7 protein-coding genes are annotated in these 17,572 nt (G+C 65.1%); 2 read left to right on the forward strand and 5 right to left on the reverse strand.

The genetic code is table 11. The features are described 5' to 3' along the window. The first annotated feature begins 8 nt into the window (after positions 1-8). Positions 9-1,922 (forward strand): EAL domain-containing protein, encoded by a 1,914-nt coding sequence (locus AvAM_RS25400; RefSeq protein ID WP_137749682.1) that lies wholly within the window; start codon positions 9-11, stop codon positions 1,920-1,922. Positions 1,923-2,173: 251 nt separating this feature from the next. Here AvAM_RS25400 and AvAM_RS25405 read toward each other — a convergent pair whose 3' ends face one another. The 5 genes from AvAM_RS25405 to AvAM_RS25425 all read right to left on the reverse strand — a co-directional run bounded on the left by AvAM_RS25405 (position 2,174) and on the right by AvAM_RS25425 (position 16,660). Further along, the gene (locus AvAM_RS25405) at positions 2,174-12,076 is read right to left on the reverse strand and encodes a retention module-containing protein (protein ID WP_137749683.1); all 9,903 of its coding nucleotides are present in this window, start codon (positions 12,074-12,076) and stop codon (positions 2,174-2,176) included. Between the two features lie 143 nt (positions 12,077-12,219). Further along, positions 12,220-12,438, reverse strand: coding sequence for a hypothetical protein (locus AvAM_RS25410; protein ID WP_137749684.1), 219 nt, complete (start codon positions 12,436-12,438; stop codon positions 12,220-12,222). Continuing rightward, on the reverse strand, positions 12,431-13,075 hold the full coding sequence (locus tag AvAM_RS25415) for a response regulator transcription factor (RefSeq protein WP_137749685.1): 645 nt from the start codon (positions 13,073-13,075) through the stop codon (positions 12,431-12,433). The genes AvAM_RS25410 and AvAM_RS25415 overlap by 8 nt, the downstream gene beginning before the upstream one ends. Before the next feature lie 5 nt (positions 13,076-13,080). Beyond that, a complete protein-coding gene (locus tag AvAM_RS25420; RefSeq protein ID WP_137749686.1) occupies positions 13,081-14,496 on the reverse strand; it encodes an HlyD family type I secretion periplasmic adaptor subunit in 1,416 nt (471 codons plus the stop codon). A 1-nt stretch (position 14,497) separates the two neighbouring features. Next, a complete protein-coding gene (locus AvAM_RS25425) occupies positions 14,498-16,660 on the reverse strand; it encodes a type I secretion system permease/ATPase (RefSeq protein WP_137749687.1) in 2,163 nt (720 codons plus the stop codon). Positions 16,661-16,814: 154 nt separating this feature from the next. Here AvAM_RS25425 and AvAM_RS25430 point away from each other — a divergent pair, with 154 nt between their 5' ends. Continuing rightward, on the forward strand, positions 16,815-17,537 hold the full coding sequence (locus AvAM_RS25430; RefSeq protein WP_137749688.1) for an AraC family transcriptional regulator: 723 nt from the start codon (positions 16,815-16,817) through the stop codon (positions 17,535-17,537). The last annotated feature ends 35 nt before the right edge of the window (positions 17,538-17,572 follow it).

Below are 17,572 nucleotides of genomic sequence, written 5' to 3' on the forward strand. Positions count from 1 at the left end.
ACAGCACCATGTCACTCACCAAACAACTCTGGCTTGCCATCGGCCTGGTCATGGCGATTGCGTTTGGAGGCAGCATGCTGGTCAGTGTGCTGTCTGCCAGGCACTACCTGCAGCAGCAGCTGCAGGTCAAGAACATCGACAACGCGACCTCGCTGGCGCTGGCCCTGTCGCAACTGGACAAGGACCCCGTAACGGTCGAACTGCAGGTGGCAGCACAGTTCGACGCGGGGCACTACCGCTTCATCCGGATTGTGTCGCCCACCGGCCAGACGCTGGTCGAACGCAGCTTCTCTGGCTCCTTGCAGGGCGCACCAGCCTGGTTCGCGCGGCTGATCTCCATGAACGCCGAGCCCGGCCGGGCCCAGATCCAGGATGGCTGGAAGCAATACGGCACCCTCACCCTCGCCAGCCACGACCAGTACGCCTACCAAAGCCTGTGGACGGGCACTCTGGAACTGCTGGCCTGGTTTGTCCTGGGCAGCATCGTTGCGGGTGGCATCGGCACCCTGGCGGTCAAGCGCATCACCAAACCGTTGCGCGACGTGGTGGCACAGGCCGAGGCCATCGCAGACCGGCGCTTCATCAAGATTGCCGAGCCGAGCACGCCAGAGCTGCGCAGCGTAGCGCGTGGCATGAATGACATGGTCACGCGCCTGCGGTCGATGTTCGGCGAGGAGGCCGCGCGCCTGGACGGCCTGCGCAAGAAGGTCAATCGCGACGCGGTGACCGGGCTTTCCAGCCGGGACTACTTTCTGTCGCACCTTCAGGAGGCGCTGGAAGGGGAGCAGTTTCTCTCTGCAGGCAGTCTGGTGATCCTGCGGCTGACCGATCTCGAAGGGCTGAACAACCAGCTGGGACACCAGAAGGCCGATGCACTGCTCAAGCACCTGGGCACCGTGCTGTACAAAAGCGGCGAAGGCAAGCCCGGCCAGCGGGCGGGTCGGCTCAAAGGGGGCGAATTCGGCGTGCTGTGCCCCTCCACGCCATCGCCTCAAGAAGCAGCACAGGACATCTTCGCCGCCCTGTCCTCACAGTGGCTTCCCCACTGGTCAGCGTTCGTCCCGGACCTGTTCCACATCGGCGCCGTGGGATACCGCAGGCAGGAGCCCCTGGGCGAACTCTTCAGCCGCGCAGACGAAGCACTGGCCCGCGCAGCGTCCCTCGGGCCCAACAGCATGTATGTGGATGAGGGCACGCACCCGGCCGACGCACGGCCTGCCGAACAGTGGCGCACCCTGCTGACCGAGGCAGTCAGCGGCGGCAGGCTCCAGCTGGCCTTTTACCCCGTGGTGGACGGCAGCGGGGATGGTGCCATCCACCAGGAAGGCGTGATCCGCCTGGTGGCCGATGCCTCCGGTGCGCTGCTGTCGGCGGGCGACTTCATGCCCATGGCGGCCCACCTCAACCTCACCGCCCCCATCGACCTGCGCGTGGTGCGCCTGGCCATCGAGCACCTGCGCAGCTCGGCCGGAGACATTGCGGTCAACCTCTCGGCAGAGACCATCGCGGACTTCCGCTTCCGCAACGAACTCACCCAGCTGCTGCACGCCTACCCCGACATGTGCGCGCGCTTGTTGTTCGAGGTGCCCGAATACGGCGTGTTCCGCGCGTTCGATGCCTTCAAGGAACTGGCCCACACCCTGCAGCAACTGGGTTGCCGCGTGGGCATCGAGTACTTCGGTCAGCGCTTCACCGAGGGCAACAAGCTCGCCGACCTGGGGCTGGACTACATCAAGGTCCACCCCAGCTACGTGCGCGGCATTGGCGACAACCTGGGCAACCAGGAGTTCTTGCGGGGCCTGTGCAACATCGCCCACGCGATTGGTATCCAGGTCATCGCCCTGGGGGTGGAGTCGCGGGACGACCTGCCGCTGCTGGCCTCACTCGGCTTTGATGGCGCCACCGGGCCGGGCATCCGTTAAAGCGGCCGGACACTGGCCGGGGTATTGGCCCATTCACAGCGGATGCATTCCTGCGCCCGCTAGACACATAGCCAACACTGATTAACCATTTAAAATTGATAGCAAACTCTCTTACTCCCATGCGCGGAGACGGCCATTTTTTATTAAGAACTCAATAGAAAAGGCCCTCACGCTGCGAAGCGCAAGGGCCTTGAGGCAAGAGCCACAGCGGCCAAAGGCGCCTGGAACACAGTCCCAGGCCAGCATCTGGGTCAGTCGTCGTTCGGCTTGACCTCAATCGTCACCACGCTGGGCGCCCCCAGGGCAAGATCCACCGCCAGGGCTGCAGGCGTGGTGTCCTCCACCACCACCGTCTGCGATGCGCCGCCAGCCGCAGGCCCGTTGCTGTCGAGCGTGATGGTGGTGTCGCCGGCGACGGCCGCGGGGGGCAGGCTGGCCAGCAGGTCGCCACCATCGTCCGCCAGCAGGTCAGCCACTTCGATCTTGTCGCCCTCGGCCAGGTCTTTGACGACATCCTTGTCAGGGGTGCCGCCCGTGGTGCTGTCCGCCAGGTTGATCTTGATCGTGTCGTCGCCATCCCCGCCGGTGAGGGTGTCGCTGCCTTTGCCGCCCACCAGGGTATCGCTTCCCTTGCCGCCGTCCAGCGTGTCGTTTCCGCTCTGACCGTCGAGCTTGTCGTCACCGTCGCCGCCCTTGACCACATCATTGCCTTTGCCCGCCAGCACGGTGTCGTCGCCCTTGCTGCCGACAATGGTTTCCGATGCATCGCCACCCTTGATGGCCAAACCGCCATGTGCGGGGTCTGACAGGCTCACCTTGTCACCGTCGAGCGTGTTGTCGGTGTCGATGACCACCTTGACGTCGATCGGTTTGGCCAGCTGGTCGCCGTCGCCATCCACCACCACCGCCTGGAAGTCGATCCACATCTGGTCGGCATAGACCGGCTTGATGACCGGAGGCTCGACCTTGGTTTCGGTGTAGGTCAGCGTCATGGCATCCGTCACGCGGTACTCTGTTCCATCCTTGGCCGCAAACTGCACCGTGTTGAAAGTCGCCGGGCCACTGGGGTCCACCCCGACGGGCGTTTCCACGCTGGCGTTCCCGGTGTTTGTGTTGTTGCCCGAAGTTGTTCCCTGGATGTCCAGCGCTGACCCCACGGGCGTGGTCGTGCTGGCTGCAGTGACGATGGCCGTGTCCTTGGTGCCCAGGTGATCCAGCTCGAAGCCCGCAGAGATCACATTCAGCCGTGTGCCATCGGGCTTGAAGAACTCGATGACCAGCCGCTCCCCGGCACCATCCCCTTTCTTGATGGCATCGGACTGGGAGTCTTCCTCGTAGCCCACGTAGGTCTTGTTGCCGATGTAGTTGTCTCCCACACCAAAGCCGCCACCACCGTTACCGCCGCCCGTGGACGACCAGTTGACGTCTTCGTCGCTGGTCACCGGGCCAAAGGTCGTGTCGTTTTTCTTCACCTCCCAATCGCCATCCCGCTGCCGCTCGACCTCGTTGACGATGGTCTTGTCCTTCTCGGCGGAAATCTGCATGTAGACGCCCGTGGCGGAATCCACATACCGGGCCGCGTCTGCATTGCCCCCAGAAGACGACTGCGTGTAGTTGTCGGGCTTGTACACCTTGTCCTGCGTGCTGTTGCCAAAAGTCACCGTCTTGGTCACCGTGGTCGTTTCGCCAGGGACTTCGGTCGTCCCCACCTGCACCTTGTCGGCCACAGCCACCATGTTGGTCACATAGCTCGTGGTGCCATCGGCGTTCACCACACCCTCCACCGTGAAGGCGGTCTTGATTTCGCCGCAGTCTTCGTACACCGCCTTGATGGTGCCGTCGGTGGTGGTCTGGTAGTACACCTTGTTGCCATCCACCGTCATCACCGTGGACTGCACCGAGCCCCCTTGCATGTACGACAGGGACACATAGCGCAGCGACGAGCCGCCCACAGACGCCGCTGTGGTAGCCGCCATGTTCACATCCGCCCCCACCACATCGGCCCCCACGCGGGCGCCCAGGTCAGCGACGACCTCGCCCACACCGCTGTTGGCGACCAGGGTGTCCTGCGTTCCGCCCATGTAGACCGGTGCATCGTCCTGAATCTTGACGTTGAAGCCCTGCACCTCGGTCTCACCACCCTCGGTCTTGTTGGCCACCAGTTGCAGGTACAGGTTTTCCTCGCCGCTTTCGGTGTAGGCGTGGTCCACCTGGCCTTTCAGCTCCAGCTTGTACTGGCCACTGTCGTCAATGGTGGCCACAGCCACCGTGCGTACGTCAGCGCCTGCCCCCGCCACACCGGTCAGTGTCTTGCCATCGCCCGACACCGTCCAGCGCACTTCGTCACCTGCCGAGGTGATCTTTTGTACCGGCACACCCAGGGTGTAGGTGGCGCTGCCCATGCCCAGCGTACCCGTGGTGTCTGTGGTGTGCGGGCTGCTGTCTACGTTGCCTGTGGCCAGGCCATCTTCATAGACCATTCCCAGGCCCTGCGTGCTCAACTGGTGGCCCGTGTCGATGGTCAGCGTGGCGCTGTCGGTGTCGCCGTCGCCGTCCTTCATCTGGTAGCTGAACTGGTCCTTGGTGCCGCTCTCCACATACTCTTCAAAGCTGACAGCCTTGACGAAATAGTCCGAGCTGTCGCTGCCCTTGTCGCCCGCCAGGTAGTCCACGCCGGTGAACACCACGTTCTGGAAGGCAATGGGGTTGCCATCGGCGCCCAGCACTTCGATTTCGACCTGGCCCTGGTGCACGTTGGTGTTGGCAAACAGCGCGCCGCCAATCATCCCCTCGCCCACCTTGTTGCCAGCAGCGTCGAACGCCTCCCAGCGGCCGGTTTCGCCGTTGTTGCCCGCCTGGCCGGATTCGTTCTGGTACAGGTTGGAGATATCCACCACCGCCCGCACGGCCATCTTGCCCAGGTCCACCGACAGGGCTTCCGTGCCCTGGCTCGGCGAATAGCCCACTTGCTCGGGGGTGCTCGCACCCACGTCACCGGGCACGGGCTCTGTCGGGTCATCCACGCCGGCGCCGTTGGGCTGGTCCGTGACCACTGCACCGCCGGTTTGTGCCACGCTCGGGTTGGTGATGAGCTGCTCGCCCAGGTTCGTGGTGTAAGGCTTGCCGTAGTCGAACGCATCGGTGCCTGCGGGCACACCGGCACCACCACCCAGCTGGATGGTCGTCTGGTGGCCTGTGTAGGTGTAATCACCATCGGATTCGATGGTGAGCGAGCCGTACTGGCCCGCCACCGTGGCGCTGCCGCCGCTGGCGACAGCCGTGCCGGGGGTCCACACCGCACCTTCAGCACCGGCGCGCACCTGGACCACCTCGGCCTTGGCTCCGTCCTGCATGCCTTCGTGCAGGTCCTGGCCCGCCACCCCCGAGGTGGTGCCTGCGCCCGTGAGGACGTTGCCGGTCGCAACCCGGTGGTCCACCACCCACTGCGTGCCATCGGTGTCGTCCCGTGCGATGGGGCCATCATCGGCAATGAACAGCATGCGGCCTACGTCGATGCTGGCCTGCACATGGTCGCCATCGCCGTCAACGGCGGTGAGCTGCAGACCAATCCTGCCTGCCATGCCTGCTTGCACCTCGTTCGAGTCGCCCGGCGTGGAATGCACCACCGTGCGCTGCTGCTCGAAGGTCACCTCACCTGTGGCGGCATCGACGGACAGAGTGAAAACCGTTTTCTCCTTGCCATCGACCATCACGTAGCCGAGCACCGAGCCTCCAGGACCATTTTTAAGCAGCACGTCCGAGGGCTGGCCGTTGGAGTACAGCGCGGTATCACGAAAGCCTGAGGCGCCGCCTTCGCCGCCTGTGAGTACCAGGCTATATACCTTGCTGTCTGACGTGGCCGCACCGTCAGCCCCATAGCTCACGGTGAAGCGTGTAGTCCCGAGATCGGACTCTGCCTCCTGATTCAAGAAGCTGTCGTCCACCAGCAGAGGCATGGTGACATTGAGCAGCACATCGTTGTAGTCCTGGTCGCCCCCACCATAGATGTCCTCCCAGTTCTGGTTGCCCGAAACCGGTCCCACGGCCACCGTGTTGACATGGGAGAGTCCGTCCAGGTTCAGCGCGCTGTTGTCGAACAGCGCCGCTGCCCCTTGCCCCGCCAGCGGCGTCCCGCCCGCATTGGCTACCCACTGCCCGCTGCCGTCCTTGGAGAAACTCACCGGGGTGCTGTTGCCCAGCGATCCATTGAGGCTGTCGCCATTCGGGATCATGAAGAAACCCACCTGGCCGGGCAACACGCCGGGCGGCAGGGTGACGCTGGTCACCGGCTGGTTCTTCACGTTGTCCCAGACCACCATGCCGGTGGTGGGCTCGCCACTGCCATTCTTGATGTAGTAGCCCCAGGTGTTGTTGTACCCGGCGTCGCTGCCCACCAGCTGCACGGTGATGCCCGGCACGGGTTCGGGCTCCACCGTGGCGATGACAGGGATGTCATCCTTGACGCTGGCCGCCAGCCCCACGCCGATGGAGTCACCATCGCGGTCCTCACCGACGATGTTCACCACGCCCAGATTCAGCGTGTCCTCGCCCTGGGCGGAGTGTGTCAGGGCACCGGTTACCGTGAGCGTGTACTCGCCGTTGGCCTTGACCTCCAGCACTGCGGCCGCACCGCTGGCAGTGCCCTGGGGCACCCCTGCAGCATTGAAGTACACCGTGCCGCCCGTAGACGGATCGACCAGCACGGTGGTGCCGCCAAACTGCACCGCCGTGACCTTGCCAAAGCCGTCAGCGCCCCATTGCACGGCGCCCGTCATCACCTTGACGCCCGTGGAAGCCTCCAGCTGTGAGCCGTTGACCAGGTCCGTGGCATCGCGCTCGTCGTTGCCGATCTTGGAACCTCCGCGCAGGGCCGATTCTTCCTCCAGCAGTGCGCTCAGCACCACCGGGGCACCATCCACCAGCGTGGCCTTGGGCGCATCGTCTTCCAGCGTGACCTTGAGTGCCATGCTGTCGGTCAGGCCTGTGGCAGGGTTGGCAGGCCGGTCGTTGGCGATGACGGTGAAATCGAGGTCCTTCACATCGCTGTCGGTGCTCGTGCCCGGTGCGGGCCGCGCATGGTCCACCGGGCCCAGCAGCTCCACCGTGCTGGTGTAGCCACTGTCGTAGGTGCCACCCAGCGTCACCTTGATGACCTGGGTGCCGCCCACCCAGCCCACCAGCTCGGTGCCAGACGGATTGGCCACCCAGTTGACCGGGACACCACCCGAAGTCAACACCGGCAGCGAACCCGGGGCGGTGTCGAACCGGATGGCCACCGTGTCTCCGATGTCCGGGTCCGCCACACCAAAGCCGGCAGCACCGTTGGTGCTCTGGCCTGGGTTTTCGCGGTTGCCCTGCGACAAGGCGTCTTCGTGCACGGTGACGGCAATCTGGTCTGCATTCGGCCCGGAGTAGCGCGACACCTCTCCGTCATCCTTGTTGCCATCGCCGTCCTTGTCGATCCATATCTGGGTTGTCTGGTCGTTGCCGGTCACGAACTCGGGCGCATCGTTGACGCCTTGTACCGTCACCCGCACGTTGGCCACGTCGGTGTCGCCGTCCGCGTCCTTCATCTGGTAGTTGAACTGGTCGGCCAAAGTGGCCCCGGCACCCAGGGCCATGGCCTTGAGGTTGTCGAGCGTGTAGGACACCTTGCCGTCGGTCTCGATCTTGAGCACACCCATGCTCCCGGTCGCGTCCAGCGACGGACCGGTGAGGTCGGTCGTGTCGTACGACCGGTCGCCGCCCGAGCGGGTGAACACCACACTGGCGGCACCACCGTCGGCCTTGGCTTCATAGGCATCGTTGGTGAGCACATTGCCGATGGCGTGATTCGTGGTGCCTGTGGCCCCCTCCGTGGCCACCAGGTTGCGGGCATCGTCCGCAGCCACCGGCCCGGTATCCTGGAAGTTGATCTGCCGGCCGATGTCGTACGTGGCCACGTTAGACAGATCGCCGTCGCCATCCTTGGCGTAGGCCGTCAACTGGATCACGCCACTGCCGATGTTGACGATCTCGTGCGGGTCGTTGGTGGGATGCACCACCGCACGGAACTGCTCCACCGTCACCTGGCCATTGTTGGCGGCATCGCCCGCCACCGTCACCTTGAACACATTGGTCTGGACACCGCCAATCAGGATGTAACCCACGGCGGCGTCGCCTTCCTTCTTCACCAGCACGGTAAAACCCGTTCCGGTGTCTTTCAGGGCAGAGGCCTGCCCCTGGGTGCCCACACTCAGGCCAAACGTCTTGCTGCCCGTGGCGGCAGCGCCGTCTGCTCCAAAATTGAACTGGAAGCTGCCCGAGAGCGCCTTGCCATCCGTGTCGGAGCTGGTGCCTGCATCGGCCTCGGCATCTTTCACCAGCAGTGGCACGTTCCAGTTCAGGTTCAGGTTGACGTCGTCATAGTCCTTGTCCGAGCTGGTGGAGGTGATCTTCAGGTCTTCCCAGTTGAAATTGCCCCGGCTGCTCTGGCCGGACGATGTCCCGGAAGGTGTCTGCTGCACATGCGACTGGCCATCGCTATTGAGCCGCTGGTCGGAGAAGTAGACCGGCGCGCCATCACCCGACAAGGCAACGCCCCCGACAAAGGCCGTCCACTTTCCGTTGACCTGCTGGAAGGACACGGCCTGCGCGTCGCCCAGTGCGCCGTTGCGACCGTCACCGTTGGGGATGATGAAGAAGCCGATCTGGTCCGCCGTGACCCCTGTGGGCAGCGACACCACCGCATTGCCCTCGGTCTTGACGTTGTCCCAGAGCACCATGCCCCCTTTGGAGGTGTCGATCGTGCCGTCGGGATTCTTGAAGTAGTAGCCGAAACTGTTGTTGTAGCCCGCCTCGCCGCCTTTGTACTCAACCGTGAAACCATGTGCCGCCACAGGCACGGCTTCGGACACCGTCACGATGGGTACGTCGTCCTTGATCGATGCATTGAGTTCCACGCCGATGGTGTCGCCATCGCCGTCCTGGCCCACGAAGGTGATTTTGGGCAGGTTCAGCAGATCCTCGCCCTGCGAGGAGTGCTTGAGCGCCGACAGCACCTCGAACTGGTAGGCCCCTGTTTCTGCATTCACCGTCAGCACCGCTGCGCCGCTGGTGGCGCCCGCCGCCAGCGCCTTGCCGTTCTGGTCGAAGTACACCGTCACCACGCCGCCCACCGGGCTGTAGCTGTTTTCGGTGAAGAACCCCGTCTGCACCTTGATGCCCGTGAGGCCGCCGAACTGGTCCGCGCCCCACTTCACCGCGCCCTGGAAGCCGGTGGCATCCGACTTCACATAGCTGAGGTCGGGGTTCTCGGTTTCGTTGTTGCCCAACGTACCGCCACCCGACACAGGCACGGACTCTTCCTCGACCAACACGCTGAGCTTGACGGCCCGCCCATCCACCCGGACCGCCTCTGGCACGTCGTCCTGGATCTTGGCGATGAGGTCCACACCAATTTGGTCACCGTCCCCATCCACCCCCACGAAGGTGACGGTGGGCAGCAGCATCAGGTTTTCGCCACCTCCTGCTTCGTGGTCCAGCGGACCGATGACGGTGAGGCGGTACCCGCCGCTATCGCCATTGATTTCCAGCATCACCGAGCGGGGGGTGCTCGTATCACCGTCAGCAATGGGCTGGCCATTGCGATCCAGGTACATCGTGGCAACGGTATTGCCCACTGCGTATTCCTGTCCGGCAATGCGCACAGCCTCCACGCCGCCGAACTTATCAGCGCCCCAGCGCACGACGCCCGTCATGGACTCGTGGCCTGTGGAGGCGCTCAACGAGCCCAGCGGTATCAGGCCCAGCAGCGAGTCAAACGACTCGTTGTTGCCAATCACGCCGCCATCGCCATTCGATGCAGACTCCTCTTCCAGCAGCGCGACCAGAGGTACCGGGACGCCCAGTACCTTCACGTGCACTGGCACGTCGTCCTGCACCCGGGTTTCCAGCGCTACGGAGATGGGGTCGCCATCGCCGTCTTCGCCCATCAGGCGCACAGTTTCCAGATTGAGCCAATCCTCCCCTTGCACCACGGTGCCACCGGCTGCATGGTTCATGGTGGCCAGCACGGTCAGGGTGTAGCTGCCCGAGGCCTCGACCAGCAGGCTGGCAGCGGCACCATCAGGTTGCGCTCCACCAGGCCCCGCAGGAATCACGGAACCATCAGCACCGAACCAGACGGTCTGCCCAATGGGCACCACACTGGCAGCTTCGCCACTGCCCACGCGCACGCCGGTGAGCTGACCAAAACCGTCCGCACCCCAGTTGATGGCGCCATTGATCTGGGTGAGCCCGCCGTTGGCGGTGGAAGTCAGCGGCAGGTCGTTCTCGTCGTTGCCGATCTTGGTGCCCCCCACGCGCACGGACTCTTCCTCGGCGTCCAGAGACAGGCTGGGCTCCAGCCCTGCTTGCAAGTATTGGTTTTCACCGCCCTCTTCGGGCCATTCTTCCCCATCATTGCCGTAGCGATAGACCGGCACGTCGTCGCCAAAGAGCAATCGCCCGCCCAGATCCAGCGCGGCCATCACGGTGTCGTCGTCGTTGTCCGTGGCGGCCAGCACCACGGAAAGCACGCCCTTGCCAATCGCTTGCAGCTCGTCCAGCCCACCTTCCACGCCATCAGGCGTGGCATGGCGAATGGCACCCGTCTGGGTCATGACCACGGCGCCCGTGTGCGGGTCCATCTGCAGCGTGAGGATCACGTTGCCGCTGCCATCGCGACCGACCACCTCGCCAGGGTTGCCCGTGGCACTCAGCATGATCTCGGTGTTGGTGCCGGTGGCATAGAGCCCCGTCGCGCCGCCGTTGCCGATCTGGAAGGCAAAAGCGTAGCCATCAGGAGTCTTCTCGCCTTCTCCCTCGCCCTCACTGCCTCCGCCAGGACGCAGCTTGGGACCATCGGCGCCAAAGGACACCACAAAGGCCGTGCCGTTGAAGGTGTTGCTGTCGGTGTCCGCATCGGGCCCTTGCGGGTTGTTTTCGGTTCCTTCGGACCCGGTGTTGGTGGCCTGGTTCACGCCACGGTCCGAGGTCATGAGCGTCGGGATACCTTCGGTGCTGGACTCGATCACAGGGATGTCATCCTGCACCGACATACCCACCTCGGCGGTGAACGCGCCGCCTTCGCCCGTAACGCCATTGATGGTCACGTTAGGCAGGGCCAGGAAGTTCTCACCGCCACCTGGGGCATGCTGCAGTGGACCTACCACCGTCAGCGTGTAGCTACCACTGGAGGTGATGACCAGCAGGACCGCTGGAGGAGTGGGATCGCCCTGGGGAATCGGCTGACCCAGCGCGTTGAAATAGATGGTCACGCCTGCCGCTGTGACTGGCACTGGTGAAAAACCTGGCACGCTGATGGAGGAAATGCTGCCACCGCCCAGGTCGAACGTGCCTTGCTGGTAGCTATAGAGCCCTTCGTCCTCATCGTTGCCAATCACCCCGGACACGCTGTCGCCACGGCCGGAAGAGACAGACTCCTCCTCCAACGTAATGCTCAGGTTCACCCGCACCGGTTCGGGCGATGGGGGCGGTGGCGAGACAGGGGGTGGGCCGGGTGGAGGAGGCGCCGGAGGTGGGGGAGGCGCAGGCACCGGAGGATTGGGAGCTGGTGGCGGTGCGGGAGGCACAGGTGTGGGCGCCGGTGCAGGTGCAGGCGCTGGCGCCGGTGCGGGCGTGTCGAGTGCCAGCACGGCCAGTGGATTCACATCGATCTGGGGCGCAGACTGGGGTGTGAAGCTGTAGAGGTAAGCCAGCGGGTCCACCCCTTCAAAGATGCGCAGCAGCTGCACAAAGCTGCTGCCCTCACCTTCACCGCCGCCACCACCACCGAGGCCGGCCGCTGTGGCGTCCAACTGCGCATTCAGGTCACCGCCACGCTCCAGCGCCTGGATCACGGTGTCAATGGTGCCCTGGGCCACACTGGCATCCTGCGCCGTGGGGCGCTCCGCCGTCTGGGTGACACTCTCGTCGAGCTTGATGTTTTGCTCAGGTGCCACGGCCAGCACCTTGCCGTCGTCCATCAGCAGCTCCACCCTGGAACCCGCCGGGGTCTGGACGACCTCTCCTTTTTGCAGAGTGTCCCCCGCTTTGAGGGCGCGGCGATTGCCATTGGCATCGACCGCAAATGCTGTGCCGGTCACGGCTACGACAGTGGCGATTTGAGACATGAGAATGCTCCGGTAAACCAGAAACTTCTGCGCCTTTTGCCCAGAAGAACGGCATGTGACTGATAGCTGTGAAGGCTACCGGCGGGGCCTCTGGCTCACCATTGGACTTAGGTCCACTTTTGGGGTCTGACGCCCCCTGGCACTCAAATCGTTTCGTTGCCCGAATCGTCTCCCAATAGATCCAGGCTATTACTCAGGCGCGCCCGCGTCTCCTTGCGTTCCAGCAATTTGTTCTGCGCGGCCAATGGCAGATCGGTGAAGCGGATGACGCCCCGCGCGATCAGCAACTCGATCAGGTCCTCCGTGACCCGGGCCAACCCCGCGTCCGAAGAGCTCAAGGGATGGGTGTCTTTGTCAGGCATGGCCGTTGGCCCCTTGGTTGAGGCGCAGCACCAGCTGCACGCGGTCACGCACATGGAGCTTCTCGAAGGTGGACCCGAGATGGGCCTTCACCGTCCGCTCCGAAATAAACAGCTTCTCGGCGATTTCCTTGTTGGAGAGCCCCCGCGCCACCGCCTGGGCCACCTCCAGCTCACGCGAGGACAGCAGCCGCTGCAATTCCTCCTGGTCCTGCGGCGCGGTCTGCGAAGCCGTCAGACTCCAGGTAGCAGCCGCCAGCCGGGCCACCAGCGCGGGCCCCACCCACAGGCCCCCGTGCTGCACCACCACGGCCACCTCCTGCAGCATTTCGGGGACGGCAAAAAGATGGCAGTACGCCCGCGCGCCCTCATTGATGGCACGCAACCCCTCGCGGTCATCGGGCACGCCGGACACCACCACCACACGGGCTGCGGGGGCCTGCGCCAGCACCGCGCGCAGCAGCTCCGGCCAATCGGAATACTCCGTGCTCAGCCACGCGGCCGCCGGCGTTTCACCGGCCTTTTGCAAGGCCTCCATCAGGGCGGCCCTGTCGGCTTTGCCAAAACAGGCCCCCTCTGGAAAGGCCATCCACCAGCGGTCTGATGGCTGCACAGAGTCACTGGCCAAAAAATGACGCATGGATCTCACCTCTCCGACAAGGCGTTGGCCTTGGCGCGCAACACAGGTTTGAGAAGGTAGGCCAGCACAGTCTTCTTGCCTGTGAGGATGTCCACCTGCGCCACCATGCCCGGAATGATGGGCAGGTTGGGGCCCAGGCTGGCCTTGCGCGTGCGCACACGCACCAGGTAGTTGGCGTTGCCCTTTTCATCCACCACCGAATCCGCGCTGATATTGACCACTTCGGCCACCAGCCCCCCATAGATGGAAAAATCGTAGGCCGTGAACTTGACCATGGCCTCCTGGCCTGGATGCAAAAAGGCGATGTCGCGCGGACTCACCTGCGCCTCCAGGATCAGGGCGTCATCCGAAGGTACGATTTCCACGACCTCCTTGCCAGGCTGCACCACCCCCCCCACGGTATTGACCAGAAGGCGCTTGACCGTGCCACGCACGGGCGAGCGAATGTCGGCGTGCTTGACCTTGTCGGCGAGCGCGCGGCCGCCTTCCGACATGCTGGAGAGTTTGCTCATGGTCTCTGACAGCTCCGCACTCATCTGGTTGCGCGCCGTGAGCTGCACCTCCTCGATGCGCCGGGAAGCCTCCTGGATGGCCGCCTGGACCCTTGAAATCTGCGCATCCGCTTGCTCTCGGTCACCCCGCAGCCGCGCCACCTCGCGGTCGAGCCTCAGCACCTCGACCTCGGAAACGGCGCCCGTGGCCACCATGGGCTTGGTGGCATTCAGCTCTTTCAACATCAGCTCCAACCCCCGCTCGGCCTGTTCCTTGCGCGCGCGCACCTCGTTGAGTTCCTGCTGCCGCTGCATCAGCTGGTTCTGTGAGATGGATACCTGCGCGCTGATCTCCTCGCGCCGCGACCGGTACAGGCGCATCTCCTGCGCCACGATGTCCGGGGCATCCCGCAGCAGCTCGGGTGGCGGAATGAAACTGCCCCCTTGGGTCAGGGCCTGCAGGCGCAAGGCCTTGGCCTGCAGTGCCAGCAGACTGGCCCGGCTTTCGAGCATGGTAGACAGAAACCGGGTGGAGTCCACACGCAGCAGCAACTGGCCCGCCTCCACCAGTTGCCCTTCGCGCACGGGCAGCTCTTCCACAATGCCGCCGTCCACGCTCTGGATCACCTGCACCTGGCTGGTGGGCACCACCTTGCCATCGCCGCGTGTCACTTCGTCCAGTTCGGCATACGCGGCCCAGAGCACCAGCAGCAGCAAAAAGAGAACCGCCAGGCGCAGCAGTGCGCGGGCGCGCAGAGGCTCCTGCTGCAGGCGCGCCCAGTCGGCGTCGTCCGCCCAGTCCAGCGATTCGGCAGCCCCTGCCGGCGTGAGCCGTTTGACCATGCGGCCAAAGATGGAGTCGCTGGCCGCTCCACCCGTCTTGACGACGCGCCCGATCTGCTGGAAGGCTTTCTCGTTGAGTTCGGCCATGTCACACCGCCTTCCCGATGCGCCCCTGCCGCAGCGCCTGCACCACCTGCTCCTTGGGTCCGTCGGCCACCACGCGGCCGGCATCCATCACGATGATGCGGTCCACCAGCTCCAGCAGCGACGTCCTGTGGCTGATGAGCACCAAGGTGCGGCCCTTGGAAAAATCTGCTAGGCGGCGCTTGATGTCTTCTTCGCTCGAATGGTCCATGGACGAGGTGGGCTCGTCGAGCAGCAACACGGCCGGGTCGTTGATCACTGCCCGGGCAATCGACACCCCCTGGCGCTGCCCCCCGGACAGCGACTCCCCACGCTCCCCCACCAGCATGTCGAACCCCTGGGGATGGGCATTGATGAGGGGCAGGATGCCCCCGATCTCGGCCGCGCGCACCACCGACTCATCGTCTGCCAGCGGCGCCCCCAGCGTGATGTTGTCGCGCAGCGATCCGTAGAACAGCATCACATCCTGCTGCACATAGCCCATCTGCCGCCGCTGCTCGGCGGGGTCCAGCTGCCGCAGGTCGATCCCGTCAATGAGCACCGCCCCCGAGGTGGGCCGGTACAGCCCCAGGATCAGTTTCTGCAGCGTGGTCTTGCCCGAGCCGATGCGCCCCAAGATGGCCACGCGCTCTCCGGGCTTGATGTTCAGCGTCACATTGCGCAGCGATGCTGCCTGCTGGCCCGGGTAGGTAAAACTCACATCGCGGAACTCGATGCCCCCGTGGAGCCGCCCCCGGCTGATGAAGCTGGCCCCTTCGGGCCGGTCCACCTCGCGCTTCATCATTTCGTTCAGCGAGGTCAGCGCCGTGGACGCCGTGTGGTACTGCACCAGCAGCCCCGCCACCTGCCCCACCGGCGCCATGGCGCGCGAGGCCAGCATGGTGCAGGCGATCAGGCCGCCCATGGTGAGCTGGCGCTCGCCAATCATGTACACACCCAGGATCACGATGACCAGGTTGATGAGCTGCTGCAGGAAGGCCGAGCTGTTGCTCGCCGTGGCCGATAGCAAGCGCAGCTGCACGCCCACCCGCGCCAGCAAGGCCGTGCTGCGTTCCCACTTGCGCTGCAGCGGCGCCTCGGCGCCCAGCGCCTTCACGGTCTCGAAGCCCACCAGCGCCTCGACCAGGGTGGCATTGCGCTGTGCGCCCGCGCGGTAGGTGGTCTCGGACAGCTCGTGCATGCGCCCCTGCACCGCCAGCGCATAGAGCAGCATCACCAGCGCACCAATGACCAGCGGAATCAGCATGGGCCAGGAAATCCAGCCGATCACCACAACAAAAATCAGCGCAAAGGGCAGATCGATGAACGCCACCACCGAGGCCGAACTGATGAAATCCCGCACCGACTCGAAAGACCGCAGGTTCGACGCGAACGACCCCGCCGATGCAGGCCGCTGCTCCATGCGTGTGCCCAGCACCTTCTCCATGATGTGGGCCGACAGCTTCACATCCGCGCGGCTGCTGGCCAGGTCCACAAACCGGCCCCGCAGGGTGCGCAGCACCAGGTCCCCCACGAGCATGATGGACAGCCCGAGCGCCAGCACCCACAGGGTGTCCACCGCGTTGTTGGGCACCACGCGGTCGTACACATTCATGGTGAAGATGGGCATGCCCAGCGCGAACAGGTTCGCCAGCAGCGCGGCCAGCAGCACATCGCGGTACAGGCCATGGTTTTCTGCCAGCACGGACCAGAACCAGTGCCCATGCCGACCGGCTTTCACCTGCGGCGCCCGCGCATCGAAGCGCTGGGATGGCCGCACATACACCGTGGTCCCGAGGTAGTCCGCCTCCAGCGCGGCGCGCGATACCTGGATGGGCGCATCGCCCAGCTCGGGCAAAACGACCAGCGCCTCGCTGCGCCCCTCGCTCCAGCCCAGCAGCACGCAGGCGCGCTCGCCCTGCAACAACAACACGGCGGGCAGCAACACGTCCTTGACACGGGCCAATGGCTCGCGCACCAAGCGGCTGCTCATGTGGGCGCGGCGCGCAGCACGCCCAAACAGCCCGGGCGTGAGCCGGTGCTGGTCAGCGGGCAGGCCCGCCATCACCGCCTCGGCGGTGGACGGCAGGCCATGCGCCTTGGCCACGATGAGCAGGCACGACAACAACTCGTCGGGACTGCCCCCTGCAAGCTCTGCAGGCGGTGCCACACCTGCATTTGAAACCATATGAGTTCCTTGTTGCTGAATGTTCCAAATCACTCTAGCAACATAAATTCAAACCGCGAAGCAATAAATGGCAGCCTTGGCAGCAACGGCCCCGCCCTTGCTCCTCTGGAGCCAAGCCAGCGGTTGCAGCAAAATCCGGGGTCGGACGCCCCCTATGGACACCCCAGACCAGCTCTCCCTGCGCCGCTACGGCGCCTCCCCCGGCAGCCACAGCCACGACCACTTCCAGATCCTGCTGGGGCTGTCGGGTGCGCTGGAGCTGGAGGTGGAAGGGCGCGGCGTGCGGGTGGCTACTGGCGGGGGCTGTGTCATCGCTCCGGGGGACCGGCACGATTTCGAGTCCGCAGGGGGCAGCCTGTGCCTGGTGCTCGACAGCGCCCACCCGGCCTGGGCTGCACTCGCGCGCCTGCCCGGGGCGATGACCCCGCCCGCCCAGGCGCTGCCCCTGGCGCACTACCTGGCCAGTGCGCTGCAGCAGGGCCGCCCGCTGGCGCTGGCCCATGGCCCCGCATTGCTGCGCGAGGCCTGGCTGGCCGCTGGGCACGGGCCTGCCACACAGCCGTACGCAGCCCCGGGCCCCACGCGCCGCCGCCCCATCGACTGGCCTGCGCTGCAGCAATGGGCCGCACGGCAGTGGCACACCGAGCTGACCGTGGCCGACCTGGCCGCGCAGGTGCACCTGAGCCCCAGCCAGTTTGCCGCCCGCTGCCAGGGCGACCAGGGCATGGGCGCCATGGCCTGGCTGCGCAGCCAGCGGCTGGCGCAGGCCCGGCTGCTGCGCAGCACGGGCATGGCGGTGGCCGAAGTGGCGCGGCGCACCGGCTACCGCTCGCCCTCGGCCCTCACGGCCGCCCTGCGCCGCACCCAGCATCCTTGACCCTGGACGCGGGGCAACCCCCCGCACGCGACGAC

It is taken from the genome of Acidovorax sp. NB1, assembly GCF_005405905.1.
Taxonomy (GTDB): domain Bacteria; phylum Pseudomonadota; class Gammaproteobacteria; order Burkholderiales; family Burkholderiaceae_C; genus Acidovorax.